This window comes from Mitsuaria sp. MSU3D, from assembly GCF_056867975.1.
The window spans coordinates 4,574,367-4,591,983 of record NZ_CP200314.1 but is presented as its reverse complement, the minus strand read 5'-3'; the positions used below and the strand labels follow the sequence as shown (position 1 = coordinate 4,591,983).

The window sequence follows — 17,617 nt, the reverse complement described above, 5'->3', positions numbered from 1 at the left end:
GATGCAGGGGGGAAGTTCTCGGGTCAGGTCTTCTGCAGCAGCGCGTAATAGAAGCCGTCGGTGACGGCCGCCGCGCCAGATGCGGAGTCCTGCGGACCATTGTCTGCGAGCGGCAGCAGATGCCCGGCCCCCTGGTCGAACTGACGCGACCGCGCATCGCCATGGCGTTGCAAAAACGCGTCGATCTGGTCCTGGCCTTCGGCCTTGAAGACCGAGCAGGTCGCGTAAACCAGCCGCCCGCCTGGCTTGAGCAGCGGCCACAGCGCCTCGAGCAATTCGGACTGGATGCGTGCGAGCGACGGAATGTCGTCCGGCCGGCGCAGCCATCGCACATCCGGATGCCGGCGCACGATGCCCGACGCGCTGCAGGGCGCGTCCAGCAGGATGGCGTCGAACGGGCGGCCGTCCCACCAGGCGGCGGTGTCGCGGGCGTCGGCGGCCTTCACGGCGCCGTCGAGCTTCAGGCGCTGCAGGTTCTGGCTCACCCGTTCCAGCCGCTTGGCATCGGCGTCCAAAGCCAGCAGATCGAGGCGGTTGCCGGCGAGTTCCTGCAGGTGGGCCGTCTTTCCGCCCGGCGCGGCGCAGGCGTCCAGCACCCGCGCGCCCTCGCCGAGCTCGGGCCACGCCTCGTCCGGGGACAGGTCTTGCGGGCGCCGGCGGCCCAGCACCAGCGGCGCGGCCAACTGCGCGGACGCGTCCTGGACCGAGGCATGTCCGCCGTCGAAGCCGGGCAGGGCCTGGACCGGCCGCGGCTCGTCGAGCACGACGGCCTGCGGGAACAGCGGGCCTGCCGGGTGCGCGGCGATGCCGGCCTCGCGCAGGCGGGCGAGGTAGCCGTCCAGGTCGTCGTGCGCCGGATTGACCCGCAGGGTCATCGGCGGCTTCTGCTGGTTGGCCTGCAGCAGGCCTTGCCACTGGGCGGGCCAGTCGTTGCGAAGGCGGTCCTGCCACCAGCGCGGATGATTGAAGCGGGCGACGGGATCCGCTTCGGCGGCGGCGACCAGCGCCTCCCGCTCGCGCAGGAAGCGCCGCAGCACCGCATTGACGAAGCCCGCGCTGTTGGGCGCGCGCTGCCGCACTGCATGCACGGCCTGATCCACCAGCGTGTGATCGGCGTACGCGGTTTCGCCGGGCCAGAGCAGCGCCAGCACGGTCACCAGCAGCGCGTCCACGCGCGGCGGCGGGTTCTTCGGAGCGAGCGCCGCGCGCACCGCCTGCGCCGCACCCAGGCGGCGCAACACGGTGAAGCTCAGCGCCTGCACGCCGGGGCGGATATCGGCGGGAGAACGGGCGAGCCACTCGGTCAGCGAGTGGCCGTCGCGCACGGCCTGGACCGCATCGGCCGCACCGGCCAGCAGCCGGTGGAGTGGCGGGGCGCCGCCGGACACGGCGTTCTTGGACGAGGAAGGGGAAGGAGAAGAGGAGGCAGACACCGGTGGAGTTTAGTGGCGAAGGCAGCGTGCGCTTGTGGGGCCGGAATGACTCTGGGGGTTCCCGGAGGGATGCCCCCTGAGTCGTGGAGAGCCCGCGCCAGGCCTCCCGCCAGCAAGTGCCTCGGCAGGAGGAACCCCGCGCCCCGCCAGGGCCCCTTGCTACCCCCAAGAGCCTTGCTTTCGCAATGGCATGAAGATGCCGCGACAATCCCGCCCCATGACGAGCACCCTCATCCTGAGCCCCGAAGAGTTGGCAGCGCTGCCGGCTTCCGACCGCATCCGTTACCGGCTGGTCCAGGCGGGCCGGCGCCATCATGCCAACGACAACATCGCCGAGTTCATCGAGGCCGGCGAGCTCGACCAACTGCAGGCCGAGGTGCAGGCGCGGATGCAGGACGTGCTGCAGTCGCTGGTGATCGACACCGACAGCGACCACAACACGCAGGAGACGGCCAAGCGGGTGGCGAAGATGTTCGTGAAGGAGGTCTTCGCCGGGCGCTACGCGCCGCCGCCGCCGGTGACCGAGTTTCCCAACGCCGAGCGTCTGAACGAACTGATGATCGTCGGCCCGATCACCGTGCGCAGCGCCTGCTCGCACCACCTGTGCCCGATCATCGGCAAGGTCTGGATCGGCCTGCTGCCGAGCGAGCACTCGAACCTGATCGGCCTGTCCAAGTATGTGCGCCTGACCGAGTGGATCATGAGCCGCCCGCAGATCCAGGAAGAGGCGGTCGTGATGCTGGCCAACGAGCTGCAGGACCGCGTCAAGCCGGACGGTCTGGCGATCGTGATGGATGCGGACCACTTCTGCATGCACTGGCGCGGCGTCAAGGACATGGACTCGACGATGACGAACAGCGTCATGCGCGGCTCGTTCCTGAAGGATGCGACGCTGCGCGCGGAGTTCCTCGCGCTGATGAAGAACAAGAAGGCCTGATCGCTCCCGCGATCGGTGACGAGGGCCCGCCTGGCGGGCCCTTCGCGTTTCGGCTCAGAGGCTGCGCGCCTCGCTGAAGCCGACGAAGCTCATCAGCACGCGGGTCGGGAACTGCCGGATCGCCGCGTTGTAGGCGTCGACCGCCTGATTGAAGACCTGCCGCGAGAACGCCCGCTGGCGGTCGATCATCTTGAGCTCGTCGACGGCGCCGCCGAGGTCCGGATCGGCGCTCAGCTCCGCGTGGTGCTCGACCAGCGACACCATCCGCGTCAGCGCCGCGCCGTGCACGGCGGCGGCCACCGCCAGCAGCGCCACCGGATCCGCCGCATAGGGCTTGGCGCGCACCGCCTGCGCGGCGGCCCGGGCCTCGGCCTGCGTCGAGGCCAGCGCGTCCAGGCTGGCCTGCTCGCTGGGAAGACGCTCACGCAGCCGTTCCAGCAGCAGATCGCCGTGGGCGAAACGGCGCGTCAGCGCGTCATCCAGCTGCGCGTAGGCCTTCCCGATCTCATTGCGGAGCAGCATCACGCGGTTGTAGGCGCCGATGCTCCAGAAGGCCAGCACCGCGGCCAGGCCCCACAGCCACCAGTTCCAGTGAATCGCCTGCACGGTGCTGGCTGCGCTGACGGCGCTGACGGGGATCACGGAGCGACGGCCGGACCGGCCGACGACCTGGCGACCTGGAACTCGTTCCAGCCCTTGGCGCGCAGCTCGCAGGCCGGGCAGTGACCGCAGCCCCAGCCCCAGGCGTGCCGGGTCTTGCGCTCGCCGAGGTAGCAGGTGTGGGTGTGTTCGATGATCAGCTCGTTGAAGGCCTCGCCGCCGAGCGACTCCGTCAACGCCCAGGTCTGCGCCTTGGTCAGGAACATCAGCGGCGTGTCCAGCGTCATCGGCGTGTCCAGGCCCAGGCTCAGTGCGACCTGCAAGGCCTTGAGCGTGTTGTCGCGGCAGTCGGGGTAGCCGGAGAAGTCGGTCTCGCACATGCCGCCGACCAGCACCGACGCGCCGCGGCGGTAGGCCAGCGTCGCGGCGAAGGTCAGGAACAGCAGGTTGCGCCCCGGCACGAAGGTATTCGGCAGGCCGTTGGCCTGCAGCTCGATCGCGCGCTCCTGCGTCAGCGCGGTGTCGGAGATCTGGCCCAGCAGGCTCAGGTCGAGCAGGTGATCCTCGCCGAGCTTGGCGGCCCACCGCGGGAACTGCGCGGTGATCTGCGCGCGCACGGTCTGACGGCAGTCGAGCTCGACCCGGTGGCGCTGGCCGTAGTCGAAGCCCAGGGTCTCGACCTCGGCGAAGCGGTCCAGCGCCCAGGCCAGGCAGGCGGTGGAATCCTGGCCGCCGGAGAACAGCACCAACGCCTTGCGGCGCGAGGCATGGACAGCGGGAATCGGGGCGGTGGCGGCGTCGGACATGGGGAAATGGTAGCCAGGGGACCAGCGGTTGACAGGGAATGCGGCAGGCCGGAAGTGTGCCAGCACCGTGATAGCGTCGTCCGCCTCCAGGAGGAAAAGCAATGCAACGAGTGTTCATGATGTCGGTCATCGCCGCTGCCGGCGTCGCCGCGTTCAGTGCTCCGGCAACCGCGGCGACGGGCCCGTCCGCAGGCGCGACGCCGCAGGGCGCGTCCGCGATCGCCCAGGTGCTGCTCTATCCCGGCGGCGCCCAGGTGGAGCGCGCCACGCGCGTGCCGGCCGGCGCAACGCAGGCGCGCTTCGCGTGCCTGCCGGCGGGTCTGGAGCGCGACGCGATCCAGGTGCAGGCCGCCCCGGGCATCAACCTCGGCGAACTCAAGATCGATCGCGTGCCGCGCGACTCCCTGCCCGAATGCCGCCAGCGCGATCCGCGCGTCCGCGAGGTCGAGCAGCAGCGCGACGCCGTCGAAGCCGAGATCGCCGGCGTCGACTTGGCGCTCGGTTATCTGAAGGGTCTGTCGGATCGCGAGGCCAAGCCCGGCGCGGCGCTGGCCACGAGCCTCGAAGCCCTGCGGCGCAACGCCCAGGAATTGACGCTGAAACGCCAGGCGCTGAAGGAGCGGCTGACCGACATCGGCAACGACCTCACGGCGGCGAAGGCCGCGGCGCCGACGGCCTCCAGCCAGGTGTCGGTGGTGACGCTGCGCCTCTCGACAGGCGAGGGCGGCGACATCGGCCTGTCGTACCGGCTGAGCGGCGCCGGCTGGCAGCCGCAGTACCGTGCGCGGCTGGACACGGCGACCGGTGGTCTCGTCATCGAGCGTCTCGCGCAGATCGCGCAGAACAGCGGCGAGGACTGGACCGACGTGAAGCTGAAGTTGTCGACCGTGCGACCCCGTCAGAGCGTGGCGGTCGATCCGCTGCAGCCGTGGACGCTGGAGCTCGACCGCCCGAAACCGAACGCGCGCGGGCGACTGTTGTTTGAAGCCGCGCCGGCGGCGGCCATGGCGCCCGCGCCGATGGAGCGGATGGTTGAGGTCACCGGTTCCCGGGTCGCGCCGTTGAGCTTCGATCCGAGCGTCTTCGAGGGCGAGTTCGGCGCCGAATACGACCTGCCGCAGCGCGTCACGCTGCGCGCCGATGGCGCGGTATCGACGGTCAGCCTCGGTCGGACGACCGCGGAGGCGCGCCTGCTCGCCCGCGTGCAGCCCAAGACCGAGCCGGCGGCCTACCTCGTCGCCGAGCTGCCGCGTCCTCAGGGCTCGTGGCCGACGGGGCCGGTGCAGCTGTTCCGCGACAACGCGCTCATCGGGCAGGTGCCGCTGCAGTTCGGCACCGAGAAGACCTGGACCTTGCCCTTCGGTCTCGACGACCGGCTGCGCGTGCGGGTCGAACCCGACAAGCGCGAGGGCGCCAACGGCGGCTTCATCGGCTCGCGTCGCGAGGTCGTGCTTACGCGTCAGTGGCAGGTCGAGAACCTGCGCAGCCGCCCGGTCACCTTGCAGGTGCTGGAGGCCGCGCCAGTGCCGGACCATGAGGACGTCCGTGTGCAGACGCAATTCACGCCGCCGGTGACGACGGCCGGCTGGCGCGATCGTCCCGGGATCCAGATGTGGGAATTGCCGCTGGCGCCCGGCCAGACGCAGCGCTTCCAGGCGGTCTACCGGATCAGCGCGCCGAAGGACGAGTACGTGTCGAACATGCCCTGAATGCCCTGAATGCCCTGAATGCCCTGACCCTCGGGCCCGGCATCGCCATCGGCATCGGCATCGGCATCGGGCCAGGGACCCGGCCTGGCCCTGCCCTGCCTGCCCACGGATGTCGAGGCCCGGGCCGGATCAGCCCCTGATCTCGCCCTGACCCAGCACCACCCACTTCATCGACGTCAGTCCCTCCAGGCCCACCGGACCGCGGGCGTGGAACTTGTCGGTGGAGATGCCGATCTCGGCGCCCAGGCCGTACTCGAAGCCGTCGGCGAAGCGCGTGCTGGCGTTGACCATCACGCTGGCCGAATCGACCTCGCGCAGGAAACGCATCGCGCTGACGTGGTTGGTCGTCAGGATCGCGTCGGTGTGATGCGAGCCATGCCGGTTGACATGCGCGATGGCCTCGTCGAGCGAGTCCACGACCTTGATGCTGATGATGGGCGCGAGGTACTCGGTGTCCCAGTCCTCGGGCGTCGCGGGCTTGAGCAGGTCGCGCGGCACCGCTTCCAGCAGTGCCAGCGTGCGCTCGCAGCCGCGCATCTCCACGCCCTTGGCCGCGAACACCATGCCGATGCGGGGCAGGAAATCCGCCGCCTGCTTCGCGTGGACCAGCAGCGACTCGGTCGCGTTGCAGGGGCTGTACTTCTGCGTCTTCGCGTTGTCGACGACGGTCACCGCCAGATCCAGGTCGACCTCGGCGTCGACGTAGCTGTGGCAGTTGCCGTCCAGGTGCTTGATCACCGGCACGCGGGCCTCGCGGCTGATGCGTTCGATCAGGCCCTTGCCGCCGCGCGGGATGATGACGTCGACGAAGGCGGGCATCGCGATCAGCAGACCCACCGCGGCGCGGTCGGTCGTGTTGATCAGCTGCACCGCGTCGCGCGGCAGGCCGGCTTCCTCGAGGCTGTCCGCCACCAGCGCCGCGAGCGCCAGGTTGCTGTGCAGCGCCTCGGAGCCGCCGCGCAGGATGCAGGCGTTGCCGCTCTTGATCGCCAGCGAGGCGGCCTCGATGGTCACGTTGGGGCGGCTCTCGTAGATCATGCCGAACACGCCCAGCGGCACCCGCATCTGGCCGACGCTGATCCCGGTCGGGCGGCGCTTCATGCCGGTGATCTCGCCGATGGGGTCAGGCATTGCGGCGATCTGCTCGCAGCCTTCGGCGACGGTGGCCAGCACCTTCGCGGTCAGGCGCAGGCGGTCGACCATCGGCGCTTCCAAGCCGGACGCCGTCGCCGCGGCGAGGTCGCGTTCGTTCGCGGTCGCGAGCGCCGGGCCCGCTTCGCGCAGGCGGCGCGCGAGCGCCTGGAGGGCGAGGTTCCTGGCGGCGGTCGGAGCGGCGGCCATCAGCGTCGCGGCCGCGCGGGCCGCCTCGCCGACGCCGGTCATGTAGGCGTTGAGGTCGGACATAGGTCTTGGATTCTGACCGATGCCCCGCCGCCGCCGCCGCGCCGGGGCCATCGAAAGCCGAAAGCCAAGCCTTCGCGGTGTCACCCATGTCCTCGGTCCATGCGGCTCATGGGAGAGGGGAGGGCTACGGGTATGTCCCAGGAGCCCGGACCTTGCGGCAGGTCGGCTCGATCTTCTACAGTTGTAGTACGACAGTTGTAGAAATACGGGATCCGGCGATGGACGAGTCGATCAACGACGACGGCAAGGGCGACGTGTCGCTCAGCGAGCTGCAGCTGGCGCTGATGCGCGTGCTGTGGACGCGAGGGCAGGCCAGCAACGCCGAGGTGGCGGAGGCGCTGCGCGAGCAGCAGCGCCCGCTGGCGCACACGACGGTGGCGACGTTGCTGTCGCGGCTGGAGAAGCGCGGCCTGATCGCCAGCGAGCGCGACGGCCGCGCGCTGGTCTACCGCGCCGCGGTCAGCGAGCCGGAGGTGCAGCGTTCGATGGTGTCGGGGCTGCTGAGCACGCTCTTCGGCGGCAAGCCCGAGGCGCTGCTGAGCCATCTGGTCTCCGAAGGCGAACTCGGCGACGATGACCTTGCCAGGATGCGCGCGCTGCTGAAGAGCAAGGGAGGCCGCCATGATTGAAGCCCTGTCCGGCTGGTTGTTGAACTACCTGCTGCACAGCACGGTGCTGCTGGGCGGCGTCTGGGCGCTGGAACGCGCGGGCTGGCTGAAGCATCCCGCGTGGCGCGAGGCGTTCTGGCGCGCGGCCTTCTTCGGCGCGGTGCTGACGGCGAGCGTGCAGCCGCTGACGCAGGTCACGCGGATCGCGTTGCCGGATGTCTGGACGGCGGCACAGGAGCAGGGTGCGAGCGCTGCTTCAGTGCCGGACGCCGCGCGCTCGGCGATCGTCGAGGGCGAACCGACGCCTGCTCCGACGCCCTCGCCACCGCCCGCGCCAACGCCTGTCGGGCGCTCGGCCAATCCCCTGACGGTCGTCGCCGACAACGTCGCCGATCACGTTGCCGAACACGTCGTCGACATCGGCGATGACGCGATGGCCCATCGCCGCGAACTCCTGCGCGAGGGTCTCGCCGCCCTGCTGCTGGCCTGGCCGCTGGTCGCGCTGCTCGGTCTCGGGCTGACGCTGATCCGCTGGTTGGGACTGCGCCGGCAGGTCCGCGCGCTGCCGGTCTGCGACGACCCGGAACTTCAGCAGGCCGCCGCGGAACTCGCCGGCATTGCCGGCGTGCGCGCGCCGACGCTGCGCGTGAGCCCGCACTGGGCCAGTCCGCTGGTCGCGCCGGGTAAGCAGATCTGCCTGCCCGCACGCCTGATGCGCACGCTCGATGGCCAGCAGCGTGTCGCGGTCCTCGCGCACGAGATCGCTCACCTGCGCCGTCGCGATCTGGCCTGGCGCCTGGCGGCCCGGCTGGTGTCGCAGCTCGGCTGGCTGCAGCCGATGAACCGGCTGGCGATGCGTCGGCTGGACCTGCTCGCCGAGCTGGCCTGCGATGCCTGGGCCGCGGCCGAAGCCGGCGCGATGCCGTTGGCCGAGGGCCTCTATGTCTGCGCCCGGGACCTGGCCGCCGCGACCGCTGCGACCGACGGACGACGCGGCGCCCGGCCGATGCCGGTGCTGGCCAGCGCGATGGCCGCCGCCCGGTCCCCGTTGATGACGCGCATGGACGCGCTGCTGGAGGGCACGCCGCTGGCCGGCACCACGCCCACCCGCCGCCGTCTCGTCCGCGTGCTGATCGCCGGCGGCCTGTGCGCCGTGGCGCTGGCCGTGCCGATGCTGGTCATCGGCAAGGCGCCGCGGCTCAACGTCGACCTGAGCGGGGTCAGCGGCGCGTTCTCGTCGGCGTTCAGCGGCATGAAGGTCACGCGGCAGGTCGTGATCGCCGATGGCGTCGAACGTCGCGTGAACTACTCGGGCGAACTGGAATTCAACGGCGACGAGACCGACGTCGTCTCGCTCGACGACAAGCTCTCGATCATGGAGCGCGCCGACGGCGTGACGCGCCGCGTCGAGATCGCCGCCGACGGCAAGGGCGGGCAGGTGCGGCGCTTCTGGCTCAATGGCGACACGAAGCCGATCGATGCACCGGCGCAGGCCTGGATCGCCGGGCAGATCGGCCTGATCGCGGAAAGCGTCCAGGGCAGCGGACCGCGCGTGGAGCGCCTGCTGCGCCAGGGCGGGACCGAGGCGGCGCTCGCCGACATCGGCAAGGCGCAGGACGCGATGGCGCGCCGCACCCGCATCGAGGCGCTGCTCGAGAGCGGGCCGCAGAGCGACGAGACCCTGTCGCAACTGATCGCGCTGGCCGGCCGGATGAAGGACGACTTCCAGCGCCGCACCGCGTTCATCGCGCTGATCCAGCATCGGACGCTGGCGCCGGGCCAGCAGCGCGAGCTGCTGGAACTGGTCCCGACGCTCAAGGGCGACTTCGACCGCCGCGAGGTGCTGGTGGCGCTGTCCCCGCAGCTCGTCAACGACGGTGCCGTGATGACCGCTTGGCAGCAGGCGGTGCGCGGCTTCGGCGGCGACTTCGACAAGCGCGCCGCCATCGTCGCGCTGATCGACGAGGACCACGAGGCCACGCCGGATCGCCTGCGCACGGCGATCGCCGCGAGCGGCATGATCGGCGGCGACTTCGACCGGCGCACCGTGCTGGAGGCGGCGGCCCATCAGATGCGCGGGAATGCGGCGCCGTACGCCGCGGCCTATGTCGACGCGGTGCGGGGCTTTTCGAGCGACTTCGACCGCCGCTCGGCGCTGACCGCGCTGATGGACGAGACCCAGGTCGATCGCGAGATCGCGCTGCAGGTGTTGCGGGCCACGGGCAGCATGAGCGCCGGTTTCGACCGCGCCGAGCTGTTGATCGCGCTGGCGGAACACCTGCCTGCGGATCCGGACGTGCTGACGCAGTACCGGCAGGCGGCGCGCGGGCTGAGCACGCACGACCGCGGCCGCGTGGAGGCGGCGATCGACCACCTGGCGCCGTCCTGAGGCGCACAATCGCCGGCATGGCACTGCACACCTGGACCCTCTACTTCCTGGCCGTGATCGGCCTGTCGCTGACACCCGGCCCCAACAGCCTGCTCGTGCTCGCGCATGGCGCGGCGCACGGCAGCCGTCGCACGCTGTGGACGATCGCGGGCGGCGCGACCGGCTTCGCCGCGCTGATCGGCTTGTCGATGCTGGGCATCGGCGCGCTGCTGCAGACCACCGCCAGCGCGCTGCTGGTGCTGAAGATCGTCGGCGGCGCCTACCTGATCTGGCTGGGCATCCAGCTGTGGCGCTCGCCGGCCATCCAGCTGCGTCCGGCCGAGGGCGCTTCCGAGGCGCAGGGACGCGGTCGCGTGCTCTTCCGGCAAGGTCTGCTGTCGGCGGTCTCGAATCCCAAGGTGCTGCTGTTCTACGGCGCCTTCCTGCCGCAGTTCATCGATCCTCAGCGCGATCTGCTGGTGCAGTTCGTGTGGCTGGCGGCGACCTTCGTCATCACCGAGGCGATCGTCGAATTCCTGATCGCCAGCCTCGCGCACCGCGTGCGCCCTTGGCTGGAGCGCTCCGGCCGCGGCTTCAACCGCGTCTGCGGCACGCTGTTCGCGATGATGGGCGCCGCGCTGCCGCTGACCCGCTGACCCGCCGAAGCGATGAAGCGATGAAGCGATGAAGCGATGACCCGCAGGACGGCGGGCCGCTGAGCGACTGAGCGACACAATGGAAAACGGGCGCCGAGGCGCCCGTTGTCGTTGGTGCCCGCGATGTCAGCGCGGGAGGGAGCCTGTCATCACGGCTTCGCGGCCGAGGCCGGCGCCGACGGCGCGGTCACGTCGACCGGCGCGCCCTGCAGGTCGCGGATCTCCAGCGGCTTGCGCCCCAGGGCCTCCAGCTGCGGCAGCACCTTCGCCTTGTCGCCGACGGCCACGACGATCAGCGCGGCCGGATCGACGTAGGTCTTCGTCGCCTTGTAGGCGCTGCTGGCGTTCACGGCGCCGTACTTGCGCGGCAGCGACGTGATGCTGTCCGCCGGCGCGCCGACGGCCCATTCGCTGGCGTAGCTCGACGCCACGACGCGGTTGGTGTCGAACAGCCCCGGCAGCGCCAGCAACTGCGCGTTGCGCACGCGGTTCAGCTCGTCGGCGCCCATCGGCTTGGCGCGCATGCCGTCGATCTCCTTGAACATGTCGGTCAGCGCGGGACCGGTGACGTCGGTGCGCACGCTGCCGCGGATGCCGAACAGGCCGCTGTCGCGGTTCATCGTGTAGGCCGAGTAGATGCCGTAGGTGTAGCCCTTGACCTCGCGCAGCTGCGTGTTGATGCGCGACGTGAAGAGACCGCCCATCGCGGCGTTCATGACCTTGATGTCCTCGGCGTCGGGCGTGCCGGCCTTCGGTCCGGGCGCGACGACGCTCAGCGCGGTCTGCGGCGCATTCGGCTTGTCGACCAGGATCACGCGGGCGGCGACCGGCTGCGGCGCGGCGGCGTTGACGGCCGCGGCGGCCGTCGACGGACGCGCCCAGCCGCCGAACAGGCGCTCGGCCAGCGACTTCAGCTCGTCGGCCGAGATGTCGCCGGCGACCACCAGCGCGGCCTGGTCGGGCCGGTAATGCGTCGCCCAGAACTGACGCAGCGCGGCGGCGTCGGTGGCCTTGATCGAGGCCTCGTCGCCGATCGCGGCCTTGGCCAGCGGGTGGCCTTCGCCGTAGATCACGCGGTTGGAGACGACCGACGCCACGGCCGGCGCCTGCTCGCGCTGCTGCTGCAGCGCGGCCAGGCGCTGGTTCTGCATGCGCGCGATCTCGGCGGCGTCGAAGGCCGGGTGCAGGGTGACGTCCGCCATCAGCGCCAGCGTCTGCGCGAAGTTGCGCTTCAGGCTGCTGGCTTCGATGCGGGCCTCGTCGCGACCCGCGCCGCTGCTGATCGCCGCGCCCAGCGCGGCGGCCTCGTCGGCGATCTGCTGCGCGGTGCGCGTCTGCGTGCCCTGCTGCAGGATGCCGGCGGTGAAGCTCGACAGGCCCGGGCGGTCCGCCGGGTTGGCGGTCTGGCCGGCGCGCACGACCAGCGTCGCGCTCACCAGCGGCAGGCCCGGGTTCGGCACGTGGATCAGCGTCAGCCCGTTGGCCAGCGTCAGGCGCTTGCCTTCCGGCAGCACCGAGGCCTTGGCCTTGCCGCCCTTGGGCTGGGTCTTGCGCCAGGCGACGTCGGCGTTCATCGACTCGCGCTCGCCCTTGGCGGCCTTCTCGGGCACCGGCGGGGTGGGGACTTCAGCGGCCAGCTTCTGCTCGCCCGGCGTCGCCAGCACGACGACGCGCGCGTTCTTCTTCAGCTGCTGTGCGACGACGTCGCGGATCTTCTCCGGCGTGATCGCCTGGTAGCGCGCCAGGTCCTTGCCGATGTAGTTCGGATCGCCGGCCTGCTGGTTGTAGTAGTTGATCTGGTCCGCCAGGGCCTGGACCTTCTCCAGGCGCGCCAGCGTGCTGGTCTCGATGGCGGCGCGGGCGCGGACCATCTCTTCGGGCGTCGGCGGGTTGACGGACAGCTCGGCGACCGCGTCGTCGACGATCTTCTGGATCTCGTCCAGCGACTTGCCGGGACGCGCGATCACCTCGACCGAGAACACCGAGCCCAGCGACAGCGAGTACTGCTGTACCTGCACCGACTGCGCCAGCTGCTTGTCGTAGACCAGCGTCTTGTAGAGGCGGCTGGACTTGCCGCCGCCCAGCACGTGGGAGGCGAGGTCCAGCTCCGCGTCGCCGGGCTGGAACACGGCGGGCGTGTGCCAGGCGATGTCCAGGCGCGGCAGTTCGATGCGGTCGGTGACCTCGATGCGCTTCTCCTCGGTCAGCTTCGGTTGCGGGACGTTGACCGGCGGCACCGGATCGCCGGCCTTCAACGGACCGAAGTACTTCTGCACCAGCTGCCTGGCCTGTGCGGGATCGAAGTCGCCGGCCAGCACGAGCGTCGCGTTGTTCGGGCGGTAGTAGCTGCGGGCGAAGGCCTTGACGTCGTTCAGCTTGATCGACTGGATGTCGGCGTGCGAGCCGATCACCGTCGCGCGGTACGGATGGCCCTCGGGGAACAGCGCCTGGTACAGCGCTTCCTCGACGATGCCGTAGGGGCGGTTCTCGACGGACTGGCGGCGCTCGTTGCGCACGACGTCCTGCTGGTTGGCCAGCGACACCGAATCGACCTCGTCGATCATGTAGCCCAGCATGTCCGACTTCAGCCACAGGCCGAGTTCGAGCTGGTTCGAGGGCAGCGTGAAGAAGTAGTTCGTGCGATCGAAGTCGGTGGAGCCGTTGGAATCGGTGCCGCCGGCGGCGTCGATGATCTTGTCGGCCGTGCCGCGCGGGATGTGGCGGGTGCCGGCGAACATCAGGTGTTCGAACAGATGCGCGAAGCCGGTCTGGCCCGGGGCCTCGTTGCGCGGGCCGGCGTGCACCCAGAGGTTGAAGGCCACCAGCGGCAGGCGGTGGTCCTCGACCAGGATCACCTCGAAGCCGTTGGCCAGCTTCACCTTCTCCAGCTTCACGTTGAGCGTGCCGCCGACGGTGGTGACGGCGCTGGTGCCGGCCGCGGCCGGAGCCGCCAGGGCCGCCGACGTGGCGGTGGCGCCGCCGAGGGCGGTCAGGACGGCCAGGGTGATGGCGGCGGGTGCCGCGGGCATGAATCGCATGGTGGGACGCTTCCCTTCAATGTTGGTGCGGGGCACGCTAACCAAAGCGGGCCTCCCTCACAAGTGCCGGAACTCTGAAAGATCAAGGTTTGGCGAGTTGGAACCGATCGTGCGGTCGGTGCCACGTCAAGGCCTCGTCAACACGAGCCTTGTCCAACGAGCGTCGTCACAGCGGGCGCAGCATCAGTTGTTGATGCAGCGGCTGCGGCACGGCGCCCAAGGCGCGCAGTGTGGCACCGCCAAGGTCCTCGCGCTGCAGTTGCGGCACGCGCAGGCGGCGTTCCGGATACACCGCGGCGATGGCCCGGATCAGCGCGCGGGCTTCGTCCGGTCGCGGCGCGATGAAGCTGTGGACCATCACGGTCTCGTCGGGCAGGCTGAAGACGATCTGGCTGTCGGCGGTCTGCCAGCCGTGATAGTCGATGCCGTGCCGGATCGTGGCGGCGGTCACCTGCAGCGGCAGGTCGGGAATGCGGTGCTCGGCGGCTTCCAGCCAGCCTAGCAGATGGGGCATGTCGATCGCATGAGGCGCGCCGGTGGTCGAGGGCGCGGGCGCGATCGTGCCGGGCTCGGCCACGAAGCCGAACAGGTCATGTTGCTTGCGGAAGCCGCGTCCCTCATACAGGCGTCGCGCTCGCTCGTTCTGCGCGAAGACCTCGAGCTCCACGGCCCGCAGCCCTGCAGAGGCTGCGCGGGCGATGAAGTCATCGAGCAGCGCGGGCGCGGCTCCGGTGCCGCGCGCGGCGGGCAGCGCGCCCATGGTCGCGAGGCGCCAGCGATTCGACACCGGCCGCTGCGCGACGAACGCGAAGGCCAACGGCGCGCCGGCCGCGTCGAGCGCGACGCGCGACAGCGGCAGGTCGACGCCCTGACGCGCGAGGAACATCGGCCACTGCGCGAACGGGATCTGGAACGGACCGATCAGGTAATCGGCGAACGCGCCGGTGAACGCGGCGTAGAGGATCTCCGGCGCGACTTCGTCGCCGCGGACGAAGGAGAAGTCTGCGCTCGAGGTGGTCGTCGTTTCCGTCATGTCGTCCTTGTGTTCAGAGGCAAAGATCGGAAGGCCCGTTCACGTGAGCCACGCCGGAATCGCCAACCAGATCGGCGCGGTCGCCGCGAACAGCAGCGTGCCCAGCACGATGGCGCCGGAGGCTTCGGCCTCCAGCGTCCGGTAGCGTTGCGCGAACATCATCGCGTTCGAGCCCGGCGGCAGCGCGGCCATCATGACGATGACGGCGAGCGGCATGCCCGACAGCCCGAAGCCCCAGTGCGCGATGCCCAGCACCAGCGCCGGCAGCACCAGCAGCTTGAGCGCGGCCAGGCCGAGCAGCGTGCGCATCGCGCCGCGCGGCAGGCCGTAGTAGGACAGCGACATCCCGATCAGCACCAGGCACAGCGGCACGACCGCGCTGCCCAGCATCTGCAGCACCTCGTCGAGCACGGCGGGCAGCGGAATGTCGGTGGCGTGCCAGGCGAAGCCGCAGAGCACCGGCAGCACGACCGGGTGGATGACGGTGTTGCGCATCGTCGTGAGGATGGTCCGCTTCAGGCTCGCGCCGTGGGGCGTGTGGCGGGCGAGGTCCATCTCGACGAGGACGGTGGCGATGGTCAGCAGCGTCAGCGCGTGCAAGCTGACCACGGTGATGTGGACCGCGAGGCCGCTTTCGCCGAACACGCCGGCGACCAGCGGCACGCCGACCTGCAGCGTGTTGCCGAAGCTCGCGGTGATGCTGCGCACGGCGGGGGCGGCGGGGCTGTCTGGGTGGCGCTTGCGCTCGTACAGGTAGACGGCGACCAGCATCAGCACCACCGGCGCGAAGAACGCGGCCACGGTGAGCCAGGGCAATTCGGAGATCTCCACGCGCGCGGTGGTGCGGAACATCAGCGCGGGGACGAAGAGATAGAACGCGATGTTCGAGAGGATGCGGGCCGGGTCGTTCTCGCCGCCGGCCTTCCCCAGCCAGCGCATGTGCCCGACGAACCACCCCATGCCCGCGGCGATGAAGATCGCCAGCAGCTTGTAGAACAGGACGGCAGTCATGGCGGAGGAGTATGCCGCCGCGCACCTCCCGACCGCGCGCCGCCCGCACACCGCGGTCCTCCAACGACGCCGAAGTCAGCGATCGCCACTGGGGCCGGCATGGTGCTGGGGGTTCCCGGAGGGATGCCCCCTGCACCGTGGAGTGCCCGCGCCCGGCGAAGCGAAGTCCGAAGGGCCGTGTCAGGAAGCCAGCGGCAGCTCCAGCGCGAAGCTGAACTTGCTGCCCTCATCCGGCGAGGTCTCGACGGTGATCTCCCCGCCCATGAGCCGCACCAGTTGCTGGCTGATCGCCAGCCCGAGCCCGGTGCCGCCGGTGCGGCGCGACTGGTCGGCCACCTGCTCGAAGGGCTGGAACAGCCGTTCCATCTGCTCCGGCGCCATGCCGATGCCGGTGTCCGAGACGGTGAAGCGCAGCATCAGGCTGCTGGGTCCCTGCGCGACCACGTCGACGGTGAGGCCGATGCGCCCGTGGTCGGTGAACTTCACCGCGTTGGACAGCAGGTTCAGCAGCACCTGCCGCAGCCGCTGCCCGTCCGCCCGCACGCGCGAGGGCAGTTGCGGGTCCAGCTGCACGGCGAAGGCCAGGCCCTTCTCGGCCGCGCGCGGTCGTATCGATTCGCTGCAGATCTCCAGCAGGGCCCGCAGGTCGAGCGGGCTCATCTGCAGCGTCAGCTTGCCGGCCTCGATGCTGGCGACGTCCAGCAGGTCGGTGATCAGCACCAGCAGGTGTTCGCCCGATTCGCGCATCAGCCGGATGCGATGCTGCTGGGCCGGGCTGAGCGAACTGTCCATCTGCAGCAGCTGCGCGAAGCCCAGGATCGCATTCAGCGGCGTGCGGAACTCGTGGCTCATCGTCGCCAGGAACCGGCTCTTCGCCTGGTTCGCGGCTTCCGCGCGCTGCTTGGACTGGGACAGCTCGACCGTGCGCTCGGTGACGAGCTCCTCGAGGTGGTCGCGATGCTGCGTCAGTTCCTGTTCCGCCAGCCGGCGCAGCGTGATGTCGCTGACCAGGCCCTCGATGCGCGGCGCGCCGTCCAGCACCAGATGCAGGCTGAGTTCGACCCACAGGTCGCGGCCGTCGCGCGTCGTGACCAGCAGCGGCACCTGTTGCAGCAGCCGGTGGCGCTCCAGCGCGCGGGCCAGCCGGCGGTACTCGTGGTGTTCGATGCGCACCATGCGCCGCAGGGTCACGCCTTGCGCGTCCTCGGGACGCCCCAGCCCCAGCATCTGCGCCAGCGCCTTGTTCACGCGCAGCAGCCGTCCGTGGCCATCGGCCTGGAAGATGCCTTCGGCCGCGTTCTCGAACAGGCTGCGGTAGCGCTGCTCGCTGCTGCGCAGCCCTTCGGCGAAGTCGAGCAGCTTGGCGCTCATCGCGTTGAGCTGCTCGGTCAGGTCACCGATCTCGTCGGCATGCTCGGGCTCGATGTGGGCGCCGAGCTCGCCGCTCGCGACACGTTGCGCCAGTCCGCGCAGGCGGGAGACCGGGCGCTCCACCAGCCGCCGCACCAGCACGTAGCTGGTCAGTCCGATCGCCAGCAGCACCGTCGCCAGCAGGCTGGCCACCAGTCGACGCGTCTCGCCCAGGGTCTGGTCGATGTAGCTGCGCGTGTAGACCAGCGTCGCGCGGCCCAGCGCACCCGCCGGGCCTTGCGCGCCGGCGCGGTGGCTCAACTCGAATTCGAGCGAGAGCGGCCGCACCGCCGGCGTCTGGCGCGAGCGCTGCAGCGTCTCCAGCCCCGGCGCCGCCAGCGTGATCGACTGAACCTCCGGATCCGCCATCACGGCGTCCAGCAGCTCCGACAGCGCGGCACTGTCCAGGTTCCAGACCGGCTCCGCGAAGCCCCGCGCCACCAGCTGCGCCATGCGCTGCTGGCGCTCGATCAGCGCCTCGTTGAGTTCGTGCTCGTGGCGGTCGACCCAGTAAAGGCCGATCAAGCCCACCAGCACCGTCGCGCTGAGGCTCAGCGCAGCGACCAGCCGCGTCTGGATGCTCAGCGTCGATCGACCCATGACC

At 70.5% G+C, this 17,617-nt stretch carries 13 protein-coding genes; 5 read left to right on the top strand and 8 right to left on the bottom strand.

Annotated elements, in window-relative coordinates:
- Positions 1-23 precede the first annotated feature (23 nt).
- Positions 24-1,388: a 16S rRNA (cytosine(967)-C(5))-methyltransferase RsmB gene (rsmB, locus tag AC1VNM_RS20140; protein ID WP_483108074.1), complete on the bottom strand. Its 1,365-nt coding sequence runs from the start codon at positions 1,386-1,388 to the stop codon at positions 24-26.
- A 262-nt stretch (positions 1,389-1,650) separates the two neighbouring features.
- Between rsmB and folE the strand changes: the two genes are divergently transcribed.
- A complete protein-coding gene (gene folE / locus AC1VNM_RS20135) occupies positions 1,651-2,370 on the top strand; it encodes a GTP cyclohydrolase I (RefSeq protein ID WP_377159449.1) in 720 nt (239 codons plus the stop codon).
- A 54-nt stretch (positions 2,371-2,424) separates the two neighbouring features.
- On the opposite strand, the gene AC1VNM_RS20130 is transcribed toward folE, so the two are convergent.
- Both AC1VNM_RS20130 and queC read right to left on the bottom strand, forming a co-directional pair.
- Positions 2,425-3,012: a LemA family protein gene (locus tag AC1VNM_RS20130; RefSeq protein ID WP_431100549.1), complete on the bottom strand. Its 588-nt coding sequence runs from the start codon at positions 3,010-3,012 to the stop codon at positions 2,425-2,427.
- Entirely contained in the window at positions 3,009-3,776 is a 768-nt protein-coding gene (gene queC, locus AC1VNM_RS20125) for a 7-cyano-7-deazaguanine synthase QueC (RefSeq protein WP_483108073.1), read from the bottom strand. Before queC ends, AC1VNM_RS20130 begins: the two co-directional genes overlap by 4 nt.
- A 101-nt stretch (positions 3,777-3,877) precedes the next feature.
- Between queC and AC1VNM_RS20120 the strand changes: the two genes are divergently transcribed.
- On the top strand, positions 3,878-5,485 hold the full coding sequence (locus AC1VNM_RS20120; RefSeq protein ID WP_483108072.1) for a DUF4139 domain-containing protein: 1,608 nt from the start codon (positions 3,878-3,880) through the stop codon (positions 5,483-5,485).
- Positions 5,486-5,614: 129 nt separating this feature from the next.
- On the opposite strand, the gene AC1VNM_RS20115 is transcribed toward AC1VNM_RS20120, so the two are convergent.
- Positions 5,615-6,889 (bottom strand): glutamate-5-semialdehyde dehydrogenase, encoded by a 1,275-nt coding sequence (locus tag AC1VNM_RS20115; RefSeq protein ID WP_483108071.1) that lies wholly within the window; start codon positions 6,887-6,889, stop codon positions 5,615-5,617.
- Between the two features lie 218 nt (positions 6,890-7,107).
- On the opposite strand from AC1VNM_RS20115, the gene AC1VNM_RS20110 reads away from it, so the two are divergent.
- From AC1VNM_RS20110 to AC1VNM_RS20100, 3 genes are read left to right on the top strand one after another with little or no spacing between them, the layout of a single operon-like run.
- Positions 7,108-7,518 carry a BlaI/MecI/CopY family transcriptional regulator gene (locus AC1VNM_RS20110; RefSeq protein ID WP_377159459.1) on the top strand — a complete coding sequence of 137 codons (411 nt, stop codon included), beginning with the start codon at positions 7,108-7,110 and terminating at the stop codon, positions 7,516-7,518.
- Entirely contained in the window at positions 7,511-9,886 is a 2,376-nt protein-coding gene (locus tag AC1VNM_RS20105; protein WP_483108070.1) for a M56 family metallopeptidase, read from the top strand. The genes AC1VNM_RS20110 and AC1VNM_RS20105 overlap by 8 nt, the downstream gene beginning before the upstream one ends.
- A 17-nt stretch (positions 9,887-9,903) precedes the next feature.
- On the top strand, positions 9,904-10,521 hold the full coding sequence (locus tag AC1VNM_RS20100; RefSeq protein WP_483108069.1) for a LysE family translocator: 618 nt from the start codon (positions 9,904-9,906) through the stop codon (positions 10,519-10,521).
- Between the two features lie 149 nt (positions 10,522-10,670).
- Here the strand turns inward: AC1VNM_RS20100 and AC1VNM_RS20095 are convergent, their stop codons facing one another.
- From AC1VNM_RS20095 to AC1VNM_RS20080, 4 genes are all read right to left on the bottom strand, one after another.
- Positions 10,671-13,559, bottom strand: coding sequence for a M16 family metallopeptidase (locus AC1VNM_RS20095; RefSeq protein ID WP_483108068.1), 2,889 nt, complete (start codon positions 13,557-13,559; stop codon positions 10,671-10,673).
- A 166-nt stretch (positions 13,560-13,725) separates the two neighbouring features.
- The gene (locus AC1VNM_RS20090) at positions 13,726-14,592 is read right to left on the bottom strand and encodes a GNAT family N-acetyltransferase (RefSeq protein ID WP_483108067.1); all 867 of its coding nucleotides are present in this window, start codon (positions 14,590-14,592) and stop codon (positions 13,726-13,728) included.
- A gap of 39 nt (positions 14,593-14,631) precedes the next feature.
- On the bottom strand, positions 14,632-15,603 hold the full coding sequence (locus AC1VNM_RS20085; RefSeq protein WP_483108066.1) for an AEC family transporter: 972 nt from the start codon (positions 15,601-15,603) through the stop codon (positions 14,632-14,634).
- A gap of 180 nt (positions 15,604-15,783) precedes the next feature.
- Complete coding sequence (locus AC1VNM_RS20080; protein WP_377159471.1) at positions 15,784-17,613, bottom strand: ATP-binding protein; 1,830 nt, start codon at positions 17,611-17,613, stop codon at positions 15,784-15,786.
- Positions 17,614-17,617 lie beyond the last annotated feature (4 nt).

Bases quoted from the DNA above. Each gene is read 5' to 3' on its own strand.
- folE (WP_377159449.1), top strand. From the start codon at position 1,651: ATGACGAGCACCCTCATCCTGAGCCCCGAAGAGTTGGCAGCGCTGCCG.
- queC (WP_483108073.1), bottom strand. From the start codon at position 3,776: ATGTCCGACGCCGCCACCGCCCCGATTCCCGCTGTCCATGCCTCGCGC.
- AC1VNM_RS20120 (WP_483108072.1), top strand. From the start codon at position 3,878: ATGCAACGAGTGTTCATGATGTCGGTCATCGCCGCTGCCGGCGTCGCC.
- AC1VNM_RS20115 (WP_483108071.1), bottom strand. From the start codon at position 6,889: ATGTCCGACCTCAACGCCTACATGACCGGCGTCGGCGAGGCGGCCCGC.
- AC1VNM_RS20110 (WP_377159459.1), top strand. From the start codon at position 7,108: ATGGACGAGTCGATCAACGACGACGGCAAGGGCGACGTGTCGCTCAGC.
- AC1VNM_RS20105 (WP_483108070.1), top strand. From the start codon at position 7,511: ATGATTGAAGCCCTGTCCGGCTGGTTGTTGAACTACCTGCTGCACAGC.
- AC1VNM_RS20100 (WP_483108069.1), top strand. From the start codon at position 9,904: ATGGCACTGCACACCTGGACCCTCTACTTCCTGGCCGTGATCGGCCTG.
- AC1VNM_RS20095 (WP_483108068.1), bottom strand. From the start codon at position 13,559: ATGCGATTCATGCCCGCGGCACCCGCCGCCATCACCCTGGCCGTCCTG.
- AC1VNM_RS20090 (WP_483108067.1), bottom strand. From the start codon at position 14,592: ATGACGGAAACGACGACCACCTCGAGCGCAGACTTCTCCTTCGTCCGC.
- AC1VNM_RS20085 (WP_483108066.1), bottom strand. From the start codon at position 15,603: ATGACTGCCGTCCTGTTCTACAAGCTGCTGGCGATCTTCATCGCCGCG.
- AC1VNM_RS20080 (WP_377159471.1), bottom strand. From the start codon at position 17,613: ATGGGTCGATCGACGCTGAGCATCCAGACGCGGCTGGTCGCTGCGCTG.